At 39.6% G+C, this 20886-nt stretch carries 19 protein-coding genes and 4 pseudogenes; 18 read left to right on the top strand and 5 right to left on the bottom strand.

The annotated features are described in order from the left end of the window. Positions 1–121 precede the first annotated feature (121 nt). The 3 genes from DRED_RS17285 to DRED_RS17275 form a co-directional block, all read right to left on the bottom strand. Positions 122–520, bottom strand: a complete 399-nt coding sequence (locus DRED_RS17285) for a hypothetical protein (protein WP_011879538.1) — start codon at positions 518–520, stop codon at positions 122–124. Positions 521–569: 49 nt separating this feature from the next. Next, on the bottom strand, positions 570–788 hold the full coding sequence (locus DRED_RS17280) for a DUF3880 domain-containing protein (protein WP_011879537.1): 219 nt from the start codon (positions 786–788) through the stop codon (positions 570–572). Between the two features lie 132 nt (positions 789–920). Continuing rightward, a complete protein-coding gene (locus DRED_RS17275) occupies positions 921–1160 on the bottom strand; it encodes a Gfo/Idh/MocA family oxidoreductase (protein WP_011879536.1) in 240 nt (79 codons plus the stop codon). Positions 1161–1635: 475 nt separating this feature from the next. Here DRED_RS17275 and DRED_RS17270 point away from each other — a divergent pair, with 475 nt between their 5' ends. The 7 genes and pseudogenes from DRED_RS17270 (at position 1636) to DRED_RS17245 (ending at position 9185) form a co-directional block, all read left to right on the top strand. Continuing rightward, positions 1636–2340 (top strand): TrmB family transcriptional regulator, encoded by a 705-nt coding sequence (locus tag DRED_RS17270; RefSeq protein WP_011879535.1) that lies wholly within the window; start codon positions 1636–1638, stop codon positions 2338–2340. Continuing rightward, positions 2337–3602, top strand: a complete 1266-nt coding sequence (locus tag DRED_RS17265; RefSeq protein ID WP_011879534.1) for a diaminopimelate decarboxylase family protein — start codon at positions 2337–2339, stop codon at positions 3600–3602. Before DRED_RS17270 ends, DRED_RS17265 begins: the two co-directional genes overlap by 4 nt. Before the next feature lie 99 nt (positions 3603–3701). After that, the gene (locus tag DRED_RS17260; protein ID WP_011879533.1) at positions 3702–6956 is read left to right on the top strand and encodes a DEAD/DEAH box helicase; all 3255 of its coding nucleotides are present in this window, start codon (positions 3702–3704) and stop codon (positions 6954–6956) included. Between the two features lie 275 nt (positions 6957–7231). After that, positions 7232–7727, top strand: a pseudogene (locus DRED_RS19130) (response regulator transcription factor); the annotation flags it as partial. A gap of 144 nt (positions 7728–7871) precedes the next feature. Then, the gene (locus DRED_RS19125; protein ID WP_198006969.1) at positions 7872–8186 is read left to right on the top strand and encodes a histidine kinase dimerization/phospho-acceptor domain-containing protein; all 315 of its coding nucleotides are present in this window, start codon (positions 7872–7874) and stop codon (positions 8184–8186) included. Positions 8187–8273: 87 nt separating this feature from the next. Further along, entirely contained in the window at positions 8274–8753 is a 480-nt protein-coding gene (locus DRED_RS19120) for an ATP-binding protein (protein WP_198006911.1), read from the top strand. Positions 8754–8987: 234 nt separating this feature from the next. Further along, entirely contained in the window at positions 8988–9185 is a 198-nt protein-coding gene (locus DRED_RS17245; protein ID WP_011879532.1) for a cold shock domain-containing protein, read from the top strand. An 83-nt stretch (positions 9186–9268) separates the two neighbouring features. On the opposite strand, the gene DRED_RS17240 is transcribed toward DRED_RS17245, so the two are convergent. Beyond that, on the bottom strand, positions 9269–9736 hold the full coding sequence (locus tag DRED_RS17240; RefSeq protein ID WP_011879531.1) for a CarD family transcriptional regulator: 468 nt from the start codon (positions 9734–9736) through the stop codon (positions 9269–9271). Positions 9737–10090: 354 nt separating this feature from the next. Here DRED_RS17240 and DRED_RS17235 point away from each other — a divergent pair, with 354 nt between their 5' ends. The 6 genes and pseudogenes from DRED_RS17235 to DRED_RS17215 all read left to right on the top strand — a co-directional run. After that, positions 10091–10471 carry a GntR family transcriptional regulator gene (locus DRED_RS17235; protein WP_011879530.1) on the top strand — a complete coding sequence of 127 codons (381 nt, stop codon included), beginning with the start codon at positions 10091–10093 and terminating at the stop codon, positions 10469–10471. 1 nt (position 10472) lies between these two features. Then, positions 10473–11372 (top strand): ABC transporter ATP-binding protein, encoded by a 900-nt coding sequence (locus tag DRED_RS17230; RefSeq protein WP_011879529.1) that lies wholly within the window; start codon positions 10473–10475, stop codon positions 11370–11372. After that, positions 11347–13347, top strand: a complete 2001-nt coding sequence (locus DRED_RS17225; protein ID WP_011879528.1) for a DUF6449 domain-containing protein — start codon at positions 11347–11349, stop codon at positions 13345–13347. Before DRED_RS17230 ends, DRED_RS17225 begins: the two co-directional genes overlap by 26 nt. Positions 13348–13494: 147 nt before the next feature. Further along, a pseudogene (locus tag DRED_RS19440) lies at positions 13495–13755 on the top strand (DUF6431 domain-containing protein); the annotation flags it as partial. A gap of 15 nt (positions 13756–13770) precedes the next feature. After that, entirely contained in the window at positions 13771–14076 is a 306-nt protein-coding gene (locus tag DRED_RS19435; RefSeq protein ID WP_238442640.1) for a hypothetical protein, read from the top strand. 163 nt (positions 14077–14239) lie between these two features. Further along, positions 14240–15220 (top strand): annotated as a pseudogene (locus DRED_RS17215) (DDE-type integrase/transposase/recombinase); the annotation flags it as partial. A gap of 177 nt (positions 15221–15397) precedes the next feature. On the opposite strand, the gene DRED_RS17210 reads toward DRED_RS17215, so the two are convergent. Continuing rightward, positions 15398–16801: an IS1380-like element ISDre4 family transposase gene (locus tag DRED_RS17210; protein ID WP_011876571.1), complete on the bottom strand. Its 1404-nt coding sequence runs from the start codon at positions 16799–16801 to the stop codon at positions 15398–15400. A gap of 113 nt (positions 16802–16914) precedes the next feature. Here DRED_RS17210 and DRED_RS17205 point away from each other — a divergent pair. The 5 genes and pseudogenes from DRED_RS17205 to DRED_RS17185 all read left to right on the top strand — a co-directional run. Next, a pseudogene (locus tag DRED_RS17205) lies at positions 16915–17319 on the top strand (Mu transposase C-terminal domain-containing protein); the annotation flags it as partial. Then, a complete protein-coding gene (locus tag DRED_RS17200; protein ID WP_011876914.1) occupies positions 17319–18119 on the top strand; it encodes an ExeA family protein in 801 nt (266 codons plus the stop codon). The pseudogene DRED_RS17205 and the gene DRED_RS17200, both read left to right, overlap by 1 nt. Positions 18120–18563: 444 nt before the next feature. Then, positions 18564–19223, top strand: a complete 660-nt coding sequence (locus DRED_RS17195; RefSeq protein ID WP_041275043.1) for a futalosine hydrolase — start codon at positions 18564–18566, stop codon at positions 19221–19223. Continuing rightward, the gene (locus tag DRED_RS17190) at positions 19220–20068 is read left to right on the top strand and encodes a 1,4-dihydroxy-6-naphtoate synthase (protein ID WP_011879524.1); all 849 of its coding nucleotides are present in this window, start codon (positions 19220–19222) and stop codon (positions 20066–20068) included. Before DRED_RS17195 ends, DRED_RS17190 begins: the two co-directional genes overlap by 4 nt. A gap of 134 nt (positions 20069–20202) precedes the next feature. After that, positions 20203–20850 (top strand): nitroreductase family protein, encoded by a 648-nt coding sequence (locus DRED_RS17185; RefSeq protein WP_011879523.1) that lies wholly within the window; start codon positions 20203–20205, stop codon positions 20848–20850. Positions 20851–20886 lie beyond the last annotated feature (36 nt).

Below are 20886 nucleotides of genomic sequence, written 5' to 3'. Positions count from 1 at the left end.
AAAGATTTAAACCCTTAGTTACCTGTTAACTGGTTGGCCTCTATTTGCTTTTTCTTCTGTAGTAAAACAATTTTCTCAGAGGGGACAAGGTAATCTCTATACTGCCTGATTAAACTGCATTTTAATATTGTAGTTTGCTTAATTTTTCCCCTAGAATTTCGATTTGATCCTGATCTTCCGGATAGCGTAGGGTAAGAGGATAATTAAAGCCATGCTCTTTTAAAAAGTTTACCGTAAGCCATTTATCACTGCATATCTTTAATATATCTGGCTCGTTCGTAAACACTTTGGCGCCGGTTTTCTTTGCAATGTCAGCTTTATGCTGGCTATAAAAATCAAGTTCCTTTGAGGAAGCGACAAAAATAGCCTGTATATTTTCACCGATTAATCCAGAAACCGTTTCATACTCGCTTTTAATGATATATGACCTTGCTGGCGCCAGTTCTGTAGCAAAATCTGTAGAATGACTTAGTGAATAGTGAGCTAACTGGGTAGGAATATCTTTATTCGGGTAATCCAACAGGTAGGTGATGCTAAGTTGAGACGCAGGTAATGCCAGTAAAAATCGATTATACCGCAGTGACTAAAAGGTCTGGTCGGAACTTGCTTAACAGTTGTTCCAATTCTTCTTCAATAATATCATTTAATATCTTAACTTCACAGCCGTGCTCTTCAAAGGCCGGTGGTAAGCCCAGTAAATACTGAGGATCTATTTCAATAAAGAGGATATTCACAAAATCACCCCATTCCTTTTGGCACCCCTGCTCATATTCCTTGACAGTTAACATCTATATCACCTTCAATCCCAGGCAAGCCTTACTCCGTTGTTTAGGAGTGAGTGTTCAACCAGGCCCATGCCCTTTGTTACCCACAGGATATCTGCAGTTCCGGTTCTAGGAGGTGAGTTGTTTTTTATACATTCAATATTTTCCTAGGTTTGTGCATTCCAACAACATATATCGTAACGGAACCATTTGCCCCTTGCCCATTAGGGCTGCCAGTTTTAGAACTACCGGGTGATACTCCATTAAATGACCGGCCATTAAAAGGGTATGATTATTTTCAGCCAGCTTTATTAAAGCTTCCGCGTCATGGTAAAAAAAAGTAAAGGGTTTTTCCAACAGTACTGCTTTATTTTGAGATAAAAAGTCAGCTGCCATGCCATAGGGACTAATGTAAGCAAGGTGAAGGGGCAGAAAAGTTCGGTGGTTTCAAAGAGAATACAGAAATAGCCAAGCTTATGGCTTCTTTAATGAACTTTGGTCTTAATTGATATAGCAATCTTTGAAAAAGACCTGAGAATCTGAGTTGATTTACCTAGGGTTTATAAAATATTATGCAAGATAAAAGTAACCATATATGAATAAATGAAGGTTTTAAAGACTATCGAAACCGTTGTTTCACAGAGGCCGGGTAATTTCCCAGGCTTCTGTTTTTTTATCATGCTGACTATTATTTAGGTTGACAAAATACAGGAGACACATTATAGTATTCGTAATCAGGAACACTAAAAAATGAAAAAGGGTATTACAGAAGAGTGGGACAAGTTTTTCTTTTAGTTAAGAATTAGTAAGGGTTTTGGTAAATGATAATTATTTTAAAAAAGATATAGTTACTAGATAGTGTGGTGACAGCATGGATATAAATGAATTACTTATGCATTTTAATTTAACAAGACAGGAAGCAACGATTTATACAACCCTTTCCGTAGAAGGTGAATTAACGGGTTATGAGGTTGCTAAGTTAACTGGTATTTCACGTTCCAATACCTATACATCCCTGGCCGGGTTGGTGGAAAAGGGTGCAGCCTATGTAATTGAAGGAACAGCAACACGTTATACGCCTGTGCCAATTGAAGAATTTTGCGAAAACAAAATTCGACAATTGCAGCAAACTAAGCAGGATTTAATAAAAAGTATGCCCGACAAAAGAGAAGAAAGCGAAGGATATATTACTGTCAAGGGAGAGAAACATATTTTAGATAAAATGAGAAATATGATCCTTGAAGCCAAACAACGGGTATATCTTTCAGTAGCTGAGAAAACATGCAACGTTATTCTGGCAGAATTAAAGGATGGTATAGCCCGGGGACTTAAAATTGTCATCATTACCAATCAACCCTTTGAACTGGCCGGTGCAATAGTATATCATGCGGAAAAGCCCCAACATCAAATAAGACTGATTGCCGATTCTGCAAATGTTTTAACCGGTGATATTGCGGACGGCGAAAACTCAACCTGCCTATTTTCAAAAAAGGAAAACCTGGTGGAACTATTAAAGGACTCTATAAAGAACGAAATAAGGCTTATTGATATCATGAAAGGAAGTAATGAAAAATGAAAAAACCCTTTGTCAATTTAGAACAATTAAAAGAGATTACAGAACAATACCCTACGCCCTTTCACCTGTATGATGAAAGGGGTATCCGAGAAAATGCCCGTAGATTAAAAAAGGCCTTCCAATGGAACAAAGGGTTTAAGGAATATTTCGCGGTAAAGGCAACACCCAATCCCGCTATCCTTAATATTTTAAAGGAAGAGGGTTGCGGTGCGGATTGTTCCTCTCTGACAGAATTAATGCTGGCAGAGGCCGTAGGATTTGCTGGAGAGGAAATTATGTTTTCCTCCAATGTCACACCAGCCGAAGATTTTATCTGTGCCAACAAACTTCAAGCTATTATAAATTTTGATGATATAACCCACATCGACTTTTTTAAGCAGATTGCGGAAATGCCTGAAACCATCAGCCTGCGGTATAATCCCGGTGGTGATTTTAAAATCAGCAACGCCATTATGGATAAACCCGGTGAGGCCAAATATGGCCTGACTCGCAGTCAACTAACCGAGGCCATTAAAAAACTACAATTATACGGTGTGAAGCATTTTGGTTTGCACGCCTTTTTGGCCAGCAATACTACCACAAATGAATATTATCCCGAGTTGGCCAAGATTCTTTTTAAAACAGCTGTCGAGTTGAATGACGAAACCGGTGCACACATTTCCTTTATTAATCTTTCCGGTGGTGTGGGGATACCCTACCAGCCTGAGCAACAACCAGCCGATATTATGGCCATTGGTGAAGGTGTTAAACAGGCCTATGCAGAAGTCCTGTTACCAGCGGGTATGGATGATGTGGCCATCTACACAGAACTGGGTAGATTTATGTTGGGGCCCTACGGATGCCTTGTTGCAACGGCCCTGCATGAGAAACACATCCACAAGGATTATATCGGGCTAGACGCCTGTGCTGCCAACCTGATGCGTCCAGCCATGTACGGTTCCTATCACCATATTACCGTCATGGGTAAGGAAAATCAGCCCTGTGACCATAAGTATGATATCACCGGGGGACTTTGCGAAAACAATGATAAATTTGCCATTGACCGGATGTTACCGAAAATTGACATCGGTGATTTGCTTGTCATACACGACACAGGTGCCCACGGCTTTGCCATGGGTTATAACTATAATGGAAAACTGCGCTCGGCAGAGATTTTATTGAAAGAGGACGGCAGCACCCAGTTGATCCGTAGGGCAGAAACACCGGCAGATTACTTTGCCACCTTGAATATTACCGACTACTTTAAAAGCACAAGGTTGTAAGGGACCCTCAAAGAAACAATTACCTTTTAGAAAACTGCTGGTTAATGATAAAGTAGTAGTAATGGCTATTTCAATGTCCAAAATTTTGAGGTGTTTTACATGATTTTATTATCAACCAAATATATTCAGAAATGGTGCGGCTCCCCTTCTATTTACCAGCGGGGGGTCTCTTATTTTAGACAGGGGCGTGTCCTTGAACTAATTCAGGATTTCGATGAAGACAGTTATTATGCCCAAGTGGTTGGCAGTGAGGAATATCAGGTAGTTATTCGTTTGACGGATCATGACATAGATGCCACCTGCGACTGCCCAGCTTATGAAACCTATTGGACCTGTAAACACATTATTGCAGTTTTGCTGGAAATTGAGCAACTACAACGAGAAGACATGGGGAAAGCACCCCGGAATATTGCAGAACCAGAAAAGAACAAAGGGGCTTCACGCAAATATTACAAAGCGGGACAACTGATTGATTCCTTTGTGAATGGACTCAACCTGACGGAAAAGGATAAGCAGAACCACCATAAACAAGTATTAACAGTTGAATATATTATTAAAGAGTATTTCTACGGGCTGCCTTCCCGGAACAAGCTACTCAAGATAGAGTTAAAAGTAGGAGAAAAGCGGCCCTACATTGTCAAAAACCTTCGCGAATTTTTGCAGTGTATTGAAAAACAAGATAACTACTATTTTACGAAAAAATTTACCTATCAACCTACGGAACATACCTTTTTAGAAGAGGACCAAGAAATTATTCGAATCCTACAGGAGATTAACAAACAGGAAGAATTTTACCACAAGCAACAGAGTTATTATCATTCAAAAATAGAGGGGGAGCGGTTGCTAGTTATTCCGCCAATGTTGGCGGAGAAGCTTTTTGCCAAATTACAAGGTAGAAATGTTACCTTCGAAGAACAAGCTGGCCTAATTTTTGAGCCCTATAGTGAAGAATGTAAACTACCATTTACTTTTAACTTAGAAAAAGGGTCCAACGGGGATTTTCAAATTGATTTGACTTCATTGGAGCGGACCTCTTACTATGAGTCCTATGGCTGGCTGGTCCAGAACAATGTTGTTTATAAATTATCCCCCACCCAGCAGTCTTTGTTAGATAATATTTACCGTTTTTTACAGGAACCCAATGGAAACACTTTACAGGTGGCACAAAGCCAAATACAGCCCTTTATCTCCCATGTGATACCTGGATTAAAGAAGCTAGGTAGAGTGGAAATAGCGGCCCAAGTGTCCAATCAAATTATCAGCCCGGACCTAACCGTAAAGGTATTTGTGGATCGGCAAGACGAGCGGATATTGGCAAAAATCGAATACCATTATGGAGACATTATCATTGATCCCTTTCAATCGGCGGCAACAGAAAAGACAGAAAAAGAAATAATCCTCCTGCGGCAGGTGGAAAAAGAACAGGAAATCATGAAAATCTTTGAAAATACTCCTTTAAGGTATAACGGCAAGGAATGTTACCTGGATGGTGAGGATCAGATTTACGATTTCTTATATACCTCTCTGCCAAAACTTCAAGAACAGGCGGAGTTATATTTAACCAGTGCCGTCAAAGCTCTGATTATGCCCAAACAACATGCGTCCATGACCAAGATTGATATTAATTCAGAGGGCAATTTATTGGAGATTAGCTTTGACTTGGAGGGAATTGACCACCAAGAAGTTACACATATTTTGCAATCTGTGGTGGAAAAGAAAAAATATTACCGATTGAACAGCGGCGCTTTCGTTTCACTGGAAGATGAAGCCTTTCGAGAGATGAATCATTTGTTTGAGGAATTACACCTCCACAAGGGGCAATTTAAGAGGGACGTATTCCAGCTCCCTGTTTATCGTGGTTTACAAGTTGAAAGTATCATGAACGGCGTAAATCAAAGTTCAATCAAGCTAGGCAAGAAATTTCGCCGCCTGATCCAAGATTTGAAGAATCCCGATGCCATTGATTTTGCATTGCCCGCGGATTTAAATGCAACATTGCGGGAGTATCAACAAACTGGCTTTCAGTGGCTGAAAACCATGGCCCATTATCAGCTGGGCGGCATCTTGGCCGATGACATGGGGCTGGGCAAGACCCTGCAAGCCATTGCCTATCTTCTTTCCGAAAAAAATCAAGATGAAAAGAAGAGAAGGACTTCACTGGTTGTTTCTCCGGCTTCCCTGGTTTACAACTGGAAAAGTGAGTTTGAAAAATTTGCACCCCACTTAGATGTTGTGGTGGTTTACGGCCCGCCGGAGGAGCGGGACAGACTACTGCGTGAATGTAAACCAGATGTCTTCGTCACCTCTTACCCGCTACTGCGACAGGACCAGGATGTATACGCAGAGAAAGAATTTGACTCCCTTATTTTAGATGAAGCCCAGTCCATTAAGAACCATTTGACTAAAACAGCCAAAGCAGTGAAACGGCTCCAGGCAGCCAAACGATTTGCCTTGAGTGGAACACCGATTGAAAATTCCCTAGACGAACTTTGGTCTCTCTTTGACGCCATACAGCCTGGTTTTTTTCAAAGTCAACGTGCCTTTAGCAAACTTACCCGGGACCGCATTGCCCGGATGGTACGCCCCTTTATATTAAGGCGGGTAAAACAAGATGTATTGAGAGAGCTGCCGGAAAAAATTGAAACCGTTCATCAATCGGAATTAACCAAAGGACAGAAGGAACTGTATCTAGCTTATTTAGAAAAAATAAGACAAGAAACTAAAGATGCCTTACAAATAGAAGGATTTGAAAAAAGCCGTATTAAGATTTTAGCAGGATTAACACGCCTAAGACAATTATGTTGTCATCCTTCGCTCTTCCTGGAAAACTATAGCGGCCAATCAGGCAAACTAGAGCAGCTTATGGAAATAATTGAAAACACCTTAGAAAACAAACGAAGGCTCCTAGTATTCTCTCAATTTGCCAGCATGCTTGGTATTATTTGTGAAGAACTAGACCGGCTGAACAAGAGCTATTTTTACCTTGATGGACAGACCCCTGCCAAGGATCGTGTAGAAATGACGCAACGTTTTAATAATGGGGAGAAGGATCTTTTTCTTATCTCTTTAAAAGCCGGCGGAACCGGACTGAATTTAACAGGTGCCGATACAGTCATTTTATATGATCTGTGGTGGAATCCTGCCATTGAAGAGCAGGCAGCTGGACGAGCCCACCGCATGGGACAAAAGAATTGTGTTCAGGTGATAAAGCTTATTACTAAAGGAACCATTGAGGAAAAAATATATGAGATGCAGCAACAGAAAAAAGAACTAATTGAACAAGTTATCCGGCCCGGGGAAACGGCAATGGCTAGCCTCTCCGAGGATGATCTTAAAGAAATTTTGGGTATATAACGGTTTTCTCAAGTCTTCAAGAGGTTACTTTGATGCAAAAGCTAGAAGTTAATTAAAATGTACCCTATAGAATAGACACTTAAAAAGTCTAATCTATGGGGTGCATTTTGTGTTTCTTCTAGCTTTTTATTGTTCTTCTGAGGGGGACCCTTCTTAAAAAAATTGTTAAATCAAGAAAGTCTTAAGTTTTATACTGCCCAGATATTAAGAATTTCATTTTATAATTTGGCTAGTGACAAGAAAAATAATAATATATTGAGGAAAGGAGAGTGCAAATGAATTATTTTGTATTGGTTGTTGATGATGATAAAGAAATCAGAGATGCCATTGAAATATACCTAAAGAATGAAGGTATTACGGTTATCAAAGCAAAGGACGGCATTGAAGCCATTGAAAAATTAAATGAACATACCATTCACCTCATAATTTTGGATATTATGATGCCGCGGCTTGATGGTATTGCCACAACCTTTAAGATATGGGAAAAACAAAATATTCATTATTATGCTCAGTGCCAAAAGCGAAGATATGGATAAAATTTTAGGACTTCAAGTGGGCGCCGATGATTATGTCACAAAGCCCTTTAATCCATTGGAACTAATTGCCCGGGTTAAATCGCAGTTGAGAAGATACGTTACATTGGGTACCTATGAAGGGATCAATAAGGTCATTGATCTTAAGGGTCTTACCTTAGACCAGTCCGCCAAAGAAGTCACCGTAAATGGAGAAGTTGTAAGACTAACACCCATTGAATACAAAATTGTAGAGTTATTCCAGGGGATAAAGGAAGCATTTCTAAATCGCAGTGTGGGCACCCAGGTAGTACTTCTTCTAATTGTGGTATTTGGCTTTGGTTTCGGTGCTGCCGTTGTGGTTGTGGTGCCCGAGGTTATCCTTTTTTATGGCCCCCTATTCATGGTTGTGGGGATTCCCCTGTTGGTGATCATTTTTAAGTGCAGCGGTTATTTTAATCGGATTGTACAAAATACCAGTGAATTGGCACAAGGAGAAATGGGTCCAGACGTACCTATAATAGGCAAATCCACATTGGCAACTTTAGCCGCCAATATCAACAGCCTAAAGCATGGCGTTAAAACCTCCCAAAGGGAACAGGCTAAAAGTGAACGATTAAAAACAGAGCTGATTACCAATGTTAGCCATGATCTGCGCACACCCCTTACATCCATTATTACCTATACAAAACTACTGAAGACACCGGATATCCCATAGGAAGATCGTGAGGCTTATATTGAAATTATTGACCGTAAGTCCCAAAGATTAAAGATACTTATCGATGACCTCTTTGAAGCCTCCAAAATGGCCAGCGGCAGCATTGAGTTAGTAAAGGAAAAAGTGGATCTTGTTCAGCTCTTAGAGCAAGCACTTGCCGAACATAATGAGGCAATAAGTGAATCCACCTTACAATTTCGGGTTACCAAGCCTGACAAGCCTGTTTATGCCATTGTGGATGGGCAAAAAATGTGGCGTGTATTTGATAACCTCATTGGCAATAGTTTGAAATATTCTCTGGAAAATACCAGAGTCTATATTTCGATAAAGGCTTTGCCCAATAAAGCAACAATTGTATTTAAAAACATTGCCAAGTATGAACTGGGTGAAAATATCGATGAGCTTTTCGAACGTTTTAAACGTGGTGATACCTCCCGGCATACAGAAGGATCGGGGCTTGGCTTGGCCATTGCAAAATCCATTGTAGATCTACACCAGGGCAACCTGGATATTGAGGTGGATGGTGATTTATTTAAAATAACGATATCACTAAATACCCTAGGGTAAGTGGAGTAGGGGTCAGGCTTAATTTATTCTCGATAATTAAGTCTGACCCTATTATTTGGTAATAACTTGCATTGTAATATAATATGTGGTATAGTGAGTTGTCATAAATTAAACCTAAATTACACATTGTAAAGGGTTATTATTTGTGCAATGGAACCTTTTACAATGTGTGATTTTTTTATTTCTTGGAAAAATAAAAAAGAGCATATTAAATTAATTTTTGGAGGTAATTCTATGCAAGGTACAGTAAAATGGTTTAATGCGGAGAAAGGTTTTGGCTTTATCGAAGTGGAAGGTGGCAAGGATGTGTTCGCCCACTTCAGTGCCATAACTGGTGATGGTTACAAGACACTGGAAGAAGGCCAACGTGTTGAGTTTGATGTTGTTGAGGGTAATCGTGGACCCCAAGCAGAGAATATTGTAAAGCTATAATTGATAAAAAAACTGCCCTTAACATTTGTTAGAGGCAGTTTTTTGTTTTTAAAATATAGAGTTTTATTTCCAGCGGTACCTACCTAATGATTAATAACCCCGTTTACTAAATCAACGGCTTGCTCTTCAGTAATTCCTTTTACTAATACAAGTTCACTAATTAAGATTTGTAGCGCATTATCTAACATTGCTTTATCCCCGGTGGCAAGAGTCCTTTTTTTACTCATGAGTATTAGGTCACGGATGACCTGAACCCCTTGGTAAATATCCCCGCTTTTCATTTTATTCATATTACTACGGTATCTTTGGTTTGGCTTGAGGGTTAGATCTAGTGCCTCTTCATTAAAAGTCGTAAATAAGACGTCTAATATATCTAAATCCACAACAGGTCTAAGTGGTATGTCAGACTTCATAGGAAACATTACTTGCATGTTTCTGATCTGCATTACATAATAAAGTTGTTTATTCCCAAGTATCTCCTTTTCTTCAATTGCTTCAATAACACCGGCCCCGTGCATAGGATAAAAAACTTTATCGCCAATTTGAAACATTAAGTCCACCTCCTATTTAGGATAACTTATTAAGTATATCATATAAACAGTTAAATTTAAAAAAATATTATTTTAACACGGAAGATTTGCGGCGTCAATATACTTGGAGTGATATTGCATAAAGAAATTAACCTAATATCTGTTTTGCTAAAAATGCTAAGATTAAAGGGTGCAGCAGGCAAGAGGACAAGCCGTAGGGTGGAACCCTATTCAGGGTCTCTTATATTTAGTCTGAAAACCCTAAACAAATTTCATTTGCTCTAAGTCTTTACAAATCCAAAACGGAGATCTATAATGTAACCGTACTAATACTAGTAATATAGATAATACAGATGTAACGGAAGGGGGGAGCCGATGTTTGATTTAGATTTAAGAAGTCGATTACCCATTTACGAACAGTTGGTAGAAAAAATTAAGGAATCAATTATCAATGAAGTTTTAAAAACAGATGAGCAACTGCCTTCTGTACGCATCCTGTCTCAACAATTAACCATCAACCCCAACACCATTCAAAAGGCCTATAGAGAGCTAGAAAGGCAGGGATATATTTACTCCCTACCAGGCAAAGGAAGCTTTGTAGCCAGGATTGACCACCAGAAAAATAACGAGAAACTAGCAAAATTAAAGGAAGATTTGATAAAAATTCTATCGGAGGCCATGTATCTGGGGATGAAGCATGAAGAAATTATGGCTATAATTTCACAGGTCGAGAGTACCGTTAGGAGGGGAGAATGAAGTGATCGAAATAAAAGATTTAAGTAAATCCTTTGAGGATTTGGCAGCGTTAAAAAATGTTAACATCAAGGTAAATAAAGGTTCTGTTTATGGTTTAGTGGGGTCCAATGGGGCAGGGAAAACCACTCTCCTCAAAACCATGGTGGGCGTTTATCAGGGAGATCAGGGGACCTGTTGTATTGAAGGACAAGAGGTCTTTGAGAATGTGGAGATCAAAGCAAAAATTATTTTCATCCCAGATGCATTGTATTTTTTTTCTACCTACTCCGTAAGGGATATGGCAAAGTTTTATAGTAATATTTATCCTTCCTGGAACCAGCAACGTTTTAATAAGCTAAAAGAGGCCTTTGGTATTGATATTAATAAAAAAATCAATCGACTCTCTAAGGGGATGCAAAGACAAGTAGCCTTTTGGCTTGCTTTGTCTACCATGCCTGAATATTTGATTTTAGATGAACCTTTGGATGGTCTGGACCCTGTCATGAGGCAGAAAGTAAAAAACCTAATCATTCAAGATGTGGCAGAGAGAGAAATGACCGTTTTAATTTCCTCCCATAATTTAAGAGAACTTGAGGATCTCTGTGACACCATAGGTATTTTGCACCAGGGCACCTTGGTTTTAGAGAAAGAGCTAGATGACCTTAAGTCTGATGTACATAAAATTCAGGTGGCCTTTAAAGAAGATGTGCCTGAGCAAATTTTGCAGGATGCCCAAATTTTATATGAAGAGATTCGGGGCAGTGTGAAGCTTTTTATTATTCGTGGTAATAAAGAGGAGCTTACAAAACAGTTTAATAAACATAATCCAATGATTTTAGATATTTTACCCTTGACCCTGGAAGAAATATTTATCTATGAGATGGGAGGGATCGGCTATGCCATTGAAAACATCATTATTTAATAAAGGCGTTTTTATGGATGATCTTAAAAGGTTTAGTTGGCTCGGCATTTTGTATACCCTCGCCTTGTTCTTCGTCGTACCGTTACACATTTTAATGACCTATGGCCAAGAAGATCCAGATTACACCGTTATAAAAGAGTTATTTTATCTTAATGGCGGAGATATGCAAGGGGTATTAGTTCTGGTCGTTTCACTTTTCATGGGTATTTTTATCTTTCGTTATATGCAGGTGAAAAATTCATCAGATATGATGCACAGTTTACCCATTAAAAGAAAGGTCTTATATAGAACTCACATTTTAACAAGCCTTATATTGTTGATTTTACCGGTTTTGCTGACGGCATTTATTTCATTAATCTTAAATCAGACCTTAGATTTGGGCGCATATTTTAACATTTTAGACATTGCTATATGGGCAGGCTTTATAATCCTGACAGAATTGGCGATCTTTTTTGTTTGCGTTTTTGTAGGCATGCTGGTGGGCATGTCAGTGGTTCAAGGCATTATTGCTACCATATTCCTATTTTTACCCCTGGGCCTGACTGTACTGTTAACGGATTCACTGAATATTTTCCTGTATGGTTTTGCTTACAATTGGCAGATCAATGAGGAGAAGCTTTCCCCGATAGTTAGGCTTCTGGATGGCTTCAATGATACTAATAAGATGGGGAATGGAGAAATAGCCACCTACATTATAGTTTGCCTTGGTTTGTATTTTCTAGCTCAATTTTTATATGATAAAAGAAAGTTAGAGACAGCTTCTCAGACCATTGCCTTTCAGCATTTTCGCTGGGTTTTTAAATTTGGTGTCACCCTATGTACCATGTTAGTGGCAGGTTCTTATTTTTATCATACCCAGCACAACATAAACTGGATTATATTTGGCTATGTTTTTGGTTCGCTGATTGGTTATTACGTTGCAGAGATGGTACTGAAAAAAACCTTTTTTGTTTTCAAGAATATCAAGGACTATGGTATTTATGCTGGTGTGATCATAGTAATATTCTTGGGCCTGCATTTTGATCTGATGGGCTATGAGAGGCGGCTTCCCGAGGTGAATGAGATTAAAAGTATAAGTTTTGGCAATGGCTTCTATGAATTTGAGAATGGGCAAAAATTATATGTGGATAGGGCAAATATAAAAAATATATATCTCCTGCATCAGCAACTGATAAAGGATAAATTGCAAAACAAATATGGTAATAAAAAATCAACCAGAGAAAGGGTTTTAGTTTATCACCTAAGGGATGGCAGCCAGATAACCCGGGGTTATTCCATTAATGATGATTGTTACACCCAATATTTAAAACCCATTTATGAATCCAAAGAATATAAAAAGTTCTATTATGATGCTTTAAGGGTAGCCGCTTCGGATGTTGAAAAAATGACCATTCAACCGTCCCTGGATCGACAAGACACGAAGGAAGCTGTTATCCTAAATCCAGAGGAGATTAAAGAAGCCCTCCATATATTAAAACAGGATATTGAAGCTGAGACCTATGAGCAGATGACAGACCACAGAACAGCATGGGCAAGCATCCGTCTTTTGATCTCCGATGATAAAATGAAAAAATACCGAAAAGGAGAGATGGACAAGGACAGAAGAGAAATCTATACTTCTTGGGAGAAATCCTATGGCAACTTTGAAGCATGGTTAAAGGACAAGGGCTATCTAAAAAATGCAAGAATCCTCCCGGAGGAGATTGATTATATTGTGGTAGAAAAACTAGAAAGTACACAACAATGGGAAGCAAAGCGGAGAAATGGAGAATGGCTGGATACAAAAGGTACAAAACGATTAGAAATCAAGGATAAAGACCAGATTGAGATTTGTTTAAGAAACTATTCAGAAGTGTGGGATGGGGAGAATCAAGATTATATCATTGGATTTTATACAGAAGGGCACGTAAACATAGGCTTTGGTAGCTTTAAAGCAGCAAATGCTCCGGATTTTATCAAAGATCAATTATTGTAGATTAGCAATTTAATCTAGCTATATAGGCTCAATAATTATCAGATTAACTAATCTGCGAATAGCTTAAGCACTAAATTAATTTGAGTATTTTTTCTCATATAATTTTAGTCCTAATTGGGTATTTTGAGTTGCGAGGTGATTATCATCATGCAACTTATTTTTGATTCTAAGACCACACCAAAACAATACTATCAATGTGGTTATGAATATTCCTTTCCGAAGCCACATACTTGCTTACATCCAGATTGCAAAATCCCTGTACCTCCCAGGCCTCACGGATACTACATTCGCAATGTAATAACCCTTGGTTTTAATGGTCGCATCTTAATTCGTCGATATTATTGTAAGTATTGTGGCCATACTTTTTCCTATCTGCCGTCATTTTGCTTACCATACTTTCAGTATTCCTTGGTAACGATCTTCTTGGCTCTACTGTGGCATTATTTAAACCTAATTCCTCTTTTAAAAGTATTAACATCAAGGTTACAGTGGCAAAGACAACATCTGCAATTTTACCGCCGTAGATTTAAAGCTAACCTTAAATTTATCAAAGCAGTACTACGTCAAATGATGCCTCAGGTAATTCTTCCAAAGGAAGATGACATAAAAAAAGAAGCCCGAAAGGTGTTAATTATTGTGAAAACTGGATTCGGTCAAATCCAGGCCTTCTCCACAAGGTTTTTCACACAATCCAATAACACTTTTATGGCTTCTCGCAAATTAGCTTAACCTACTGAAAGTAGTTTTAAACTTAAATTTTGGTGGAGAAGGCAAAAACACAACTTTTGCGTAGGAAAGGCTATTGCTCGGTGGTATTATGCAGTTTGTGGGAGAAGTTTAACCGGTTAGACCTCCTCTGACAGTTAACACACAGGTGGAGGTGTATTTTGTTATGCTCACAGCCAAAGATAGGGAAAGTATTGCTCTTAAGAAATTTTCTTTGATTAGTCCAGTACTAAATGGCCAGGTTAAAAACCAAAAGGATTATTTCGAAACTATATGTGTTAAGCCCATTGATATGCCCTATTATGGATTCAGGATGTATTCCCCAAAAACTCTTATGTGTTGGTTAAGTGATTATCGTCGTGGGGGATTAGACTCATTAAAGCCAGGTTACCGATCGGATAAGGGTAAAAGCCGAAAGGTAAGCCTAGAGATTGCTGATGAAATTCGTAAGAAAAGAAGCCAAATGCCACGGATTACTAGCGCACTGCTCTATGAAGAGTTAGTTAAAGATAAAGTTATTCTTCCGGAAAAGTTGTCACGAGCGACTTTTTACCGTTTTCTGGTCGCTAATCCTGAACTGGCTGCAGGTAAAGATCCAGAAAACCCTGGTGAGAAGGAACTTAAACGTTTTTCTCACCAAAGAATTAATGAATTATGGCAAACTGATATTATGTTTGGTCCATATATTAGTATAGGTAAATCAAAGAAACAAGCCTACCTAATCGCATTTATCGATGATGCCTCCAGGTTGATAACACATGCACAATTCTTCTTTTTTCAAAACTTCGTAGCTCTTCGAGTAGCTTTGAAAGAGGCTGTTCTAAAACGAGGAATTCCCAAAATGATCTATACAGATAACGGAAAAGTTTATCGTAGTGATCAACTAAATATGCTTTGTGCTGGATTAGGTTGCTCGTTAATTCATACAGAACCTTTCACCCCTACGTCTAAGGGTAAAATTGAAAGGTTTTTTCATACTGTGAGGCAACGCTTTTTATCTAGATTAGACCCCACTAAATTAAAAAGTTTAGACCAACTAAATTTATATTTTTGGCAATGGCTGGAGGAAGATTATCAGCGCAAGACCCATAGTGCTTTAAATATGAGTCCATTAGATTTTTTTATGGCTCAAGTCCATAATATTAACCTGAATCCGTGAGTTACCTATTCTGTAACCTTATCTTTCAGTAAAATATGTAAAAATTTATATTTTAAGAATTGCCACTAGCATTTAATGAATCTCTCAATAGTATTGAGCTTAAATTTGGCAATAAAAATCTAAGCACTCCTTTTAGTGCAAAGTTTTATCGTTCTGTGGATATTTCTATCTTGCTAAACACACAGAGTAAGCTTGTTTAAATGTTTCAAACCAGGGACTGTGCTTTCCAAATCGTAATTTCTTCTTTCTTGCATGTGAAACTAACCGTGATGCCAACGTGATTAAGTTCTGAATCACCGTCCTAATCCTACGGCGTTCTGCCTGCTTTCGCAAGGGCACATGCTGCATTCTAGTTGTTGATTGTCCTATCATGCGCAACAGATTGTAGGCCACTACTCCAAAATGTAGTATTAGGTTGTTAGTGTCAAATTTGCCAGAGGGCAGTCTTTCTAAATCCAGGTCTGTCTTAAGTTCGCTGTGAAACTGCTCACTGGTGCCATGTTCGTGGTATAGTCTTTCGATTACATGTGGAGGGTCTGGCAATGAGGTCCAATAGGTTTCTGCCTCCACCTGGGGTACGAGAAATATCTGGCCATCTTTACCAAAGGTTCTTTCGGTAATTTTGTAAACTACCCTGATTTCTCTTTTCAGCTCCTTTTTGTATTTCATCATGGAACCATAGTAGACTTTTTTACCTTCACGTTCCTGGCAGTAAATATCTTTATTGTTCTTTGCCAATAGTAGCCACCCTTCAGGGGTTTCTTTGCGAAGGTTTCGCTTAATAATGAAATCAGCCTTAGTATCATCATTTAAGCAAATTTCAATATTACTAGCGCTGTCATTGCCTGAGTCCATCCTTAAAAGCAAAGGCAACTGGGTAATTTTTCTGGCATAGCGAATGCTTTCGGCAACGAATTCTGAGGTGTTCTTTTGGCAATGTTCACTCCCTTGGCGTAGCTCAGTATTTACGCAATAACCTTCCTTTGCTAGATATGCAAAGATGGGAGCGTAACCATCGGTGCCTTTGTAGGTGCGGGAGACCCCTTCTTTTTTGGTGTTGGAGTTATCAAAGGGAGACACATCAATATCTAGTGGAAGATAAGCTCTATTTTCTTGACCCAGGTACACTGGGGTTAGTGGTGCATTTGTTTTTTTGATTAGCCCCGCAGATTCTTCCAACAGGATATTATTCCATTGCTTATCTTTAGCAACCATATCTAATCGTTGGCGAAGGGTTGGGCTTGACGGTGTCTCTTTGATGTTTAACGAGATTGCAAAGAAATTATCTTCTCGAAAGGGTTCAATGTGGTCAAAATCACTCTTGCCTTGGCATAACAAGCCAATGTAGGCAATACCAACACTTCCATTAGAAATATGGGGTTTCTTTTGTTCAGCAGACATTGTATTGTTCAGTCGTGTTTTTATCTTGGTATTAGTCAGTAAGGCTCCGATAAGAGCTAAGCCCGAATGGGTGGTTAGCTCTTCGTCACCTTGTTCAATTTCAAAGATAGTGAGCCTATCATCGTCTCTGTTTTTGGTTTTGATTTTCTTGTTTCTTATCTTTTTCATGTTGCACCCCTGAGGTGAAGATTAGAAATATCGATTAGATGTATATTTCTACATATTCCTTCATTTCCCTATAAATTATGGGGTGAGGCAGAAAATTACTTTACGGATTCAGGATTAATTTTTTAGCCAACCCCCAATTATTAGAGGAGCATTTTTTATTGCGCGTTACCAGAAAAGTTAATCATGATGCGACCCTGTCTGTTGAATCTATTCTTTATGAAACGGAGCAAAGCTTAGCCAATTCACGACTAGAGGTACGGTACGACCCAGATTGGTTAGCTAATTCAAACCAACCAATTTTATTATACCGGGATGGTATGAAAGTTGGTGAGGCCAGACAAGTAAATTTTTTTGACAATGCTAGGGCTAAAAGAAAGGGTCGAGGTCGGCAATCTCAGTCATCACAGGAGTTACTGGAATCGGTTGAAACGTCGGAACAGAAAGCAACTCCTAGTATTTCTTATGCTCAAATTGATGACCAACTTAAACAATCGTCAAGAGAAGTAGGTGATCGCTAATGTTTACACAATTCTTTGGACTTAAGTTTAACCCTTTTTCTAAAGAAGTACCGGCGGACAAATTATTTATTAGCCAAGACTTATTGGAACTAGAATCGAGGTTAAAATATTTGCAAAGTACCCGTGGAATCGGGTTAGTTGCAGGTGAACCAGGTGCTGGCAAATCAACAGCTTTGAGAAAATTTGTTAATGAGTTAAACCCAGCTCTCTACAAGCATTGTTATTTTTCTTTGGCGACTGTTACTGTGTTGGAATTTTATCAGGGACTTGCCTTAGAACTTGGTGAGCAACCTAAACACAAAAAGGTAGCTATTTTCCGTCAAATTCAGGGCGCTATCAATTCTATGTACTATGAACGCCGGATTACGCCGGTAATTATCTTAGATGAAATACATTTAGCTTCAAACAAGTTGTTAGAGGATTTAAGGCTCATTTTTAACTTTAAAATGGACTCGCAAAATCCCTTTATTCTTGTCTTAGCAGGACAACCTTTAATTCGATCTAAGTTATCACTCAACATCAATAACCCACTAAGGCAACGTTTGGTAGTGAAACATATTATGCAGGGGTTAAAACCTGAAGAAATTAGAGATTATTGCACCAGCCGATTAAAGCAAGCAGGGTTAATCGAAGAGATTTTCACCGATTCAGCAATTGACGCTATCTATGCCACAACAAAAGGCTTACCACGGTTAATTAACAATTTAGTTACTAATTGTCTGCTTTACGCTTATTACAAAAAGTTAAGGCAAATTGATGAAGAGGTAGTTTACCAGGCCCAAAATGAACTTAATATTTGAACAGACTCAATCTTTGGAGACGCTGTGGTGGTTTTATCATCCCGGCGTTTTTTATATTCCTAGAGGAACGAATCTATTTTAATTTGATAAACAGACTGATTATTGCCATTACAATTTAATAATTTTTGATAGGACTATATAAAACAGAGAGTTTTTAATTTAAGAATCCTGGATGATTTAATTTGAGAATTGACAAATTATAGGAAGATGCTAACTAACCATTGAACAACTTAATATGAAAGTAATAGCGTGGTTAATAAACCATGCTTATTTTTTATCAGATCGAAAAACATTGGGTATAATATGCATAATAAAAATATGATAAGATTTATCTAAAGAGTGTTGTCTAAGATATGGCGATGTTTAGTACAAACGATGTCATTTTATACTAGGGAGAGAGTGGAACTAAAATTGGTAGAAAAAGTAGCAACCCCCCATGGGTTAATGCCCGGCAGAGCTGAAATGCGTGTTCTGGTAATGACTGCTGTCTCGGCCGAGAGGGATGCGATATTACGTGGTCTAAACAATGATACAAGGTTTGATGTCAGGATAGCCGGAGTCGGTCCGGTAGCCGCTGCTGTCAGTACAACGAAGGTGTTGGCAACCGCCCAGTATGACTTGGTTGTAAGTGCCGGTATTGGTGGAGGCTTTACTGGTAAAGCTGGAGTAGGCTCCTTGGTGGTGGCCAACCAGATTGTTGCCGCCGACTTAGGGGCAGAAAACCCGGCGGGTTTCTGTAGTTTGGATCAGTTGGGCTTCGGTTCCACTTACATCCAAATCGATGCAGGGCTGGTGAAGCAGGTTTACGAGGCACTGCTGTTGGCTAATTTGCCAGTCAATACTGGTGCGGTGCTCACCGTATCAACTGTCACGGGTACCGCTGCCAGTGCACAATCAAGGGCTGCCCGGGTGCCTGGGGCCACTGCCGAGGCCATGGAGGGATATGGCGTGGCCCTGGCAGCCCTTGATTGTGGTATACCCGTTTTGGAGATTCGTGCTATTTCAAACCTAGTGGGTCCCCGGGACCGGTCTGCCTGGCGAATCAAAGAGGCCCTAGATGTCCTAGAAGCGGCTAGTTTGGTATTATCGGAGGTACTGCGATGAAAATAGCCTTTTCACCTTGTCCTAATGATACATTTATTTTTCATGCCTGGGTACACGGATTAATACCCGGTGCCCCCAAGCTGGATGTAACCTATGCTGATATTGATATTACCAACAGTTTGGCAGCCAGTAGCAACGGGCCCGAGGTAATTAAAATATCCTACGCAGCTTTGCCCTGGGTATTGTCGGAATACGCGTTATTGCCCTGTGGAGGTGCGTTGGGTAAAGGCTGCGGTCCACTGCTACTGACTTCAAACAAAGTAGGCAGCATCAAAGATCCAACGTTGATTGCAGGAAAGCGGGTGGCGGTACCCAGTGAACGATCAACAGCTTATTTACTCTTTCGGTTATGGATAGCCCAACATGTGCCAGGGGGCGTGGGTGAGATAGTAGTTCTGCCCTTCCATCAGATCATGCCGGCGGTACGAGACGGGTTGGTTGATGCTGGGCTGGTGATCCATGAGGCACGCTTTACCTATCCTTCATTTGGGCTGACTCTCTTGGTCGACTTAGGCAATTGGTGGGAGGCAGACACCAACCTGCCCATCCCGCTGGGTGCAATTATTGCCCGTCGCTCACAGGATCTATCAGCCATTGCTGGTTGGATTCGTGCATCGGTTAAACATGCCTGGACCCAGCCGGAGGTGTCACAACAGTACGTGCTAGAACATGCCCAAGAGTTGTCCCCCGAAGTTGCGCAGGCGCATATTAAGCTTTACGTAAATGAATTCACCGAGCATATAGGTGAGATGGGGTATCAGGCCGTAGAAGCCTTGCTTAGCCGAGCCGCCCAAGAAGGATTGGTTCCAAAGGTAGACTGGGCAGCCCTAGGTTATCAATCATAGGTTAGTCCACAATAAATGTCGGAATATTTAATAAATTTTTCGGAAGGAATTTAATATATTTTACCGAAGAAGGTTAGAAACTTTAAAAACCAAAGAACACAAGGAAATAAGTGATCGGAAAGGGGTATGAAAATATGTTAAAAGAGATTGCCCAGTGGAAAAGTGTAAGAAAGTTTTCCTCGGAGCCTGTTACAAAGGATCAGCTCTTAAGCATTATGCAAGCAGGGCGGAGAAGTCCTTCCTGGAAGAATATTCAGCCCTGGAGATTTATTGCAGTTACGGATGAAAAAGATCGTACCAAGCTGGCCGAGGCATTTTCTATGGGCGTCTTAATAAAGAAAGCTCCGGCCGTTATTATGTGCGTCGGGACACTTGAAGCTTGGGTAAAGGATCATCAGCTTGCACGGCTAAAAGAGCTGTTTGGTGCCACCGGGGTCAATATGGCCGATGAAGATATTAAAAAGATGTACCTGGATCATGAATTAGCCCAATCCTTAGCTGGCAAGCCGGCATCCATTATGGCCCGCACCTTTGAGAACATAGGAATAGCCTATGCTTTCATGATTTTAGAAGCTATGCATCAAGGATTAGGTGCCTGTATTGTGGGTGAATTAGACAACGAATTAGTAGCTGTCAATGATCAAAAATATGCCGAAATAAAATCCTATTTCAATATTTCTGAGACAGAAGTCATTACAGCGGCCATTATTGTGGGTCATCCTGCCAAGGAAACACCCATTATTCCCAGAAAACCGGAAAAAGATGTGATCTTCTTTAAGTAATAAGGCACAACAGCAGAACACTGATAAAATGATAAG

Origin of the sequence: Desulforamulus reducens MI-1, from assembly GCF_000016165.1 — a bacterium.
Classification (GTDB): Bacteria; Bacillota; Desulfotomaculia; order Desulfotomaculales; family Desulfotomaculaceae; genus Desulfotomaculum; species Desulfotomaculum reducens.
This window is presented reverse-complemented; position numbering and strand designations above follow the sequence as displayed.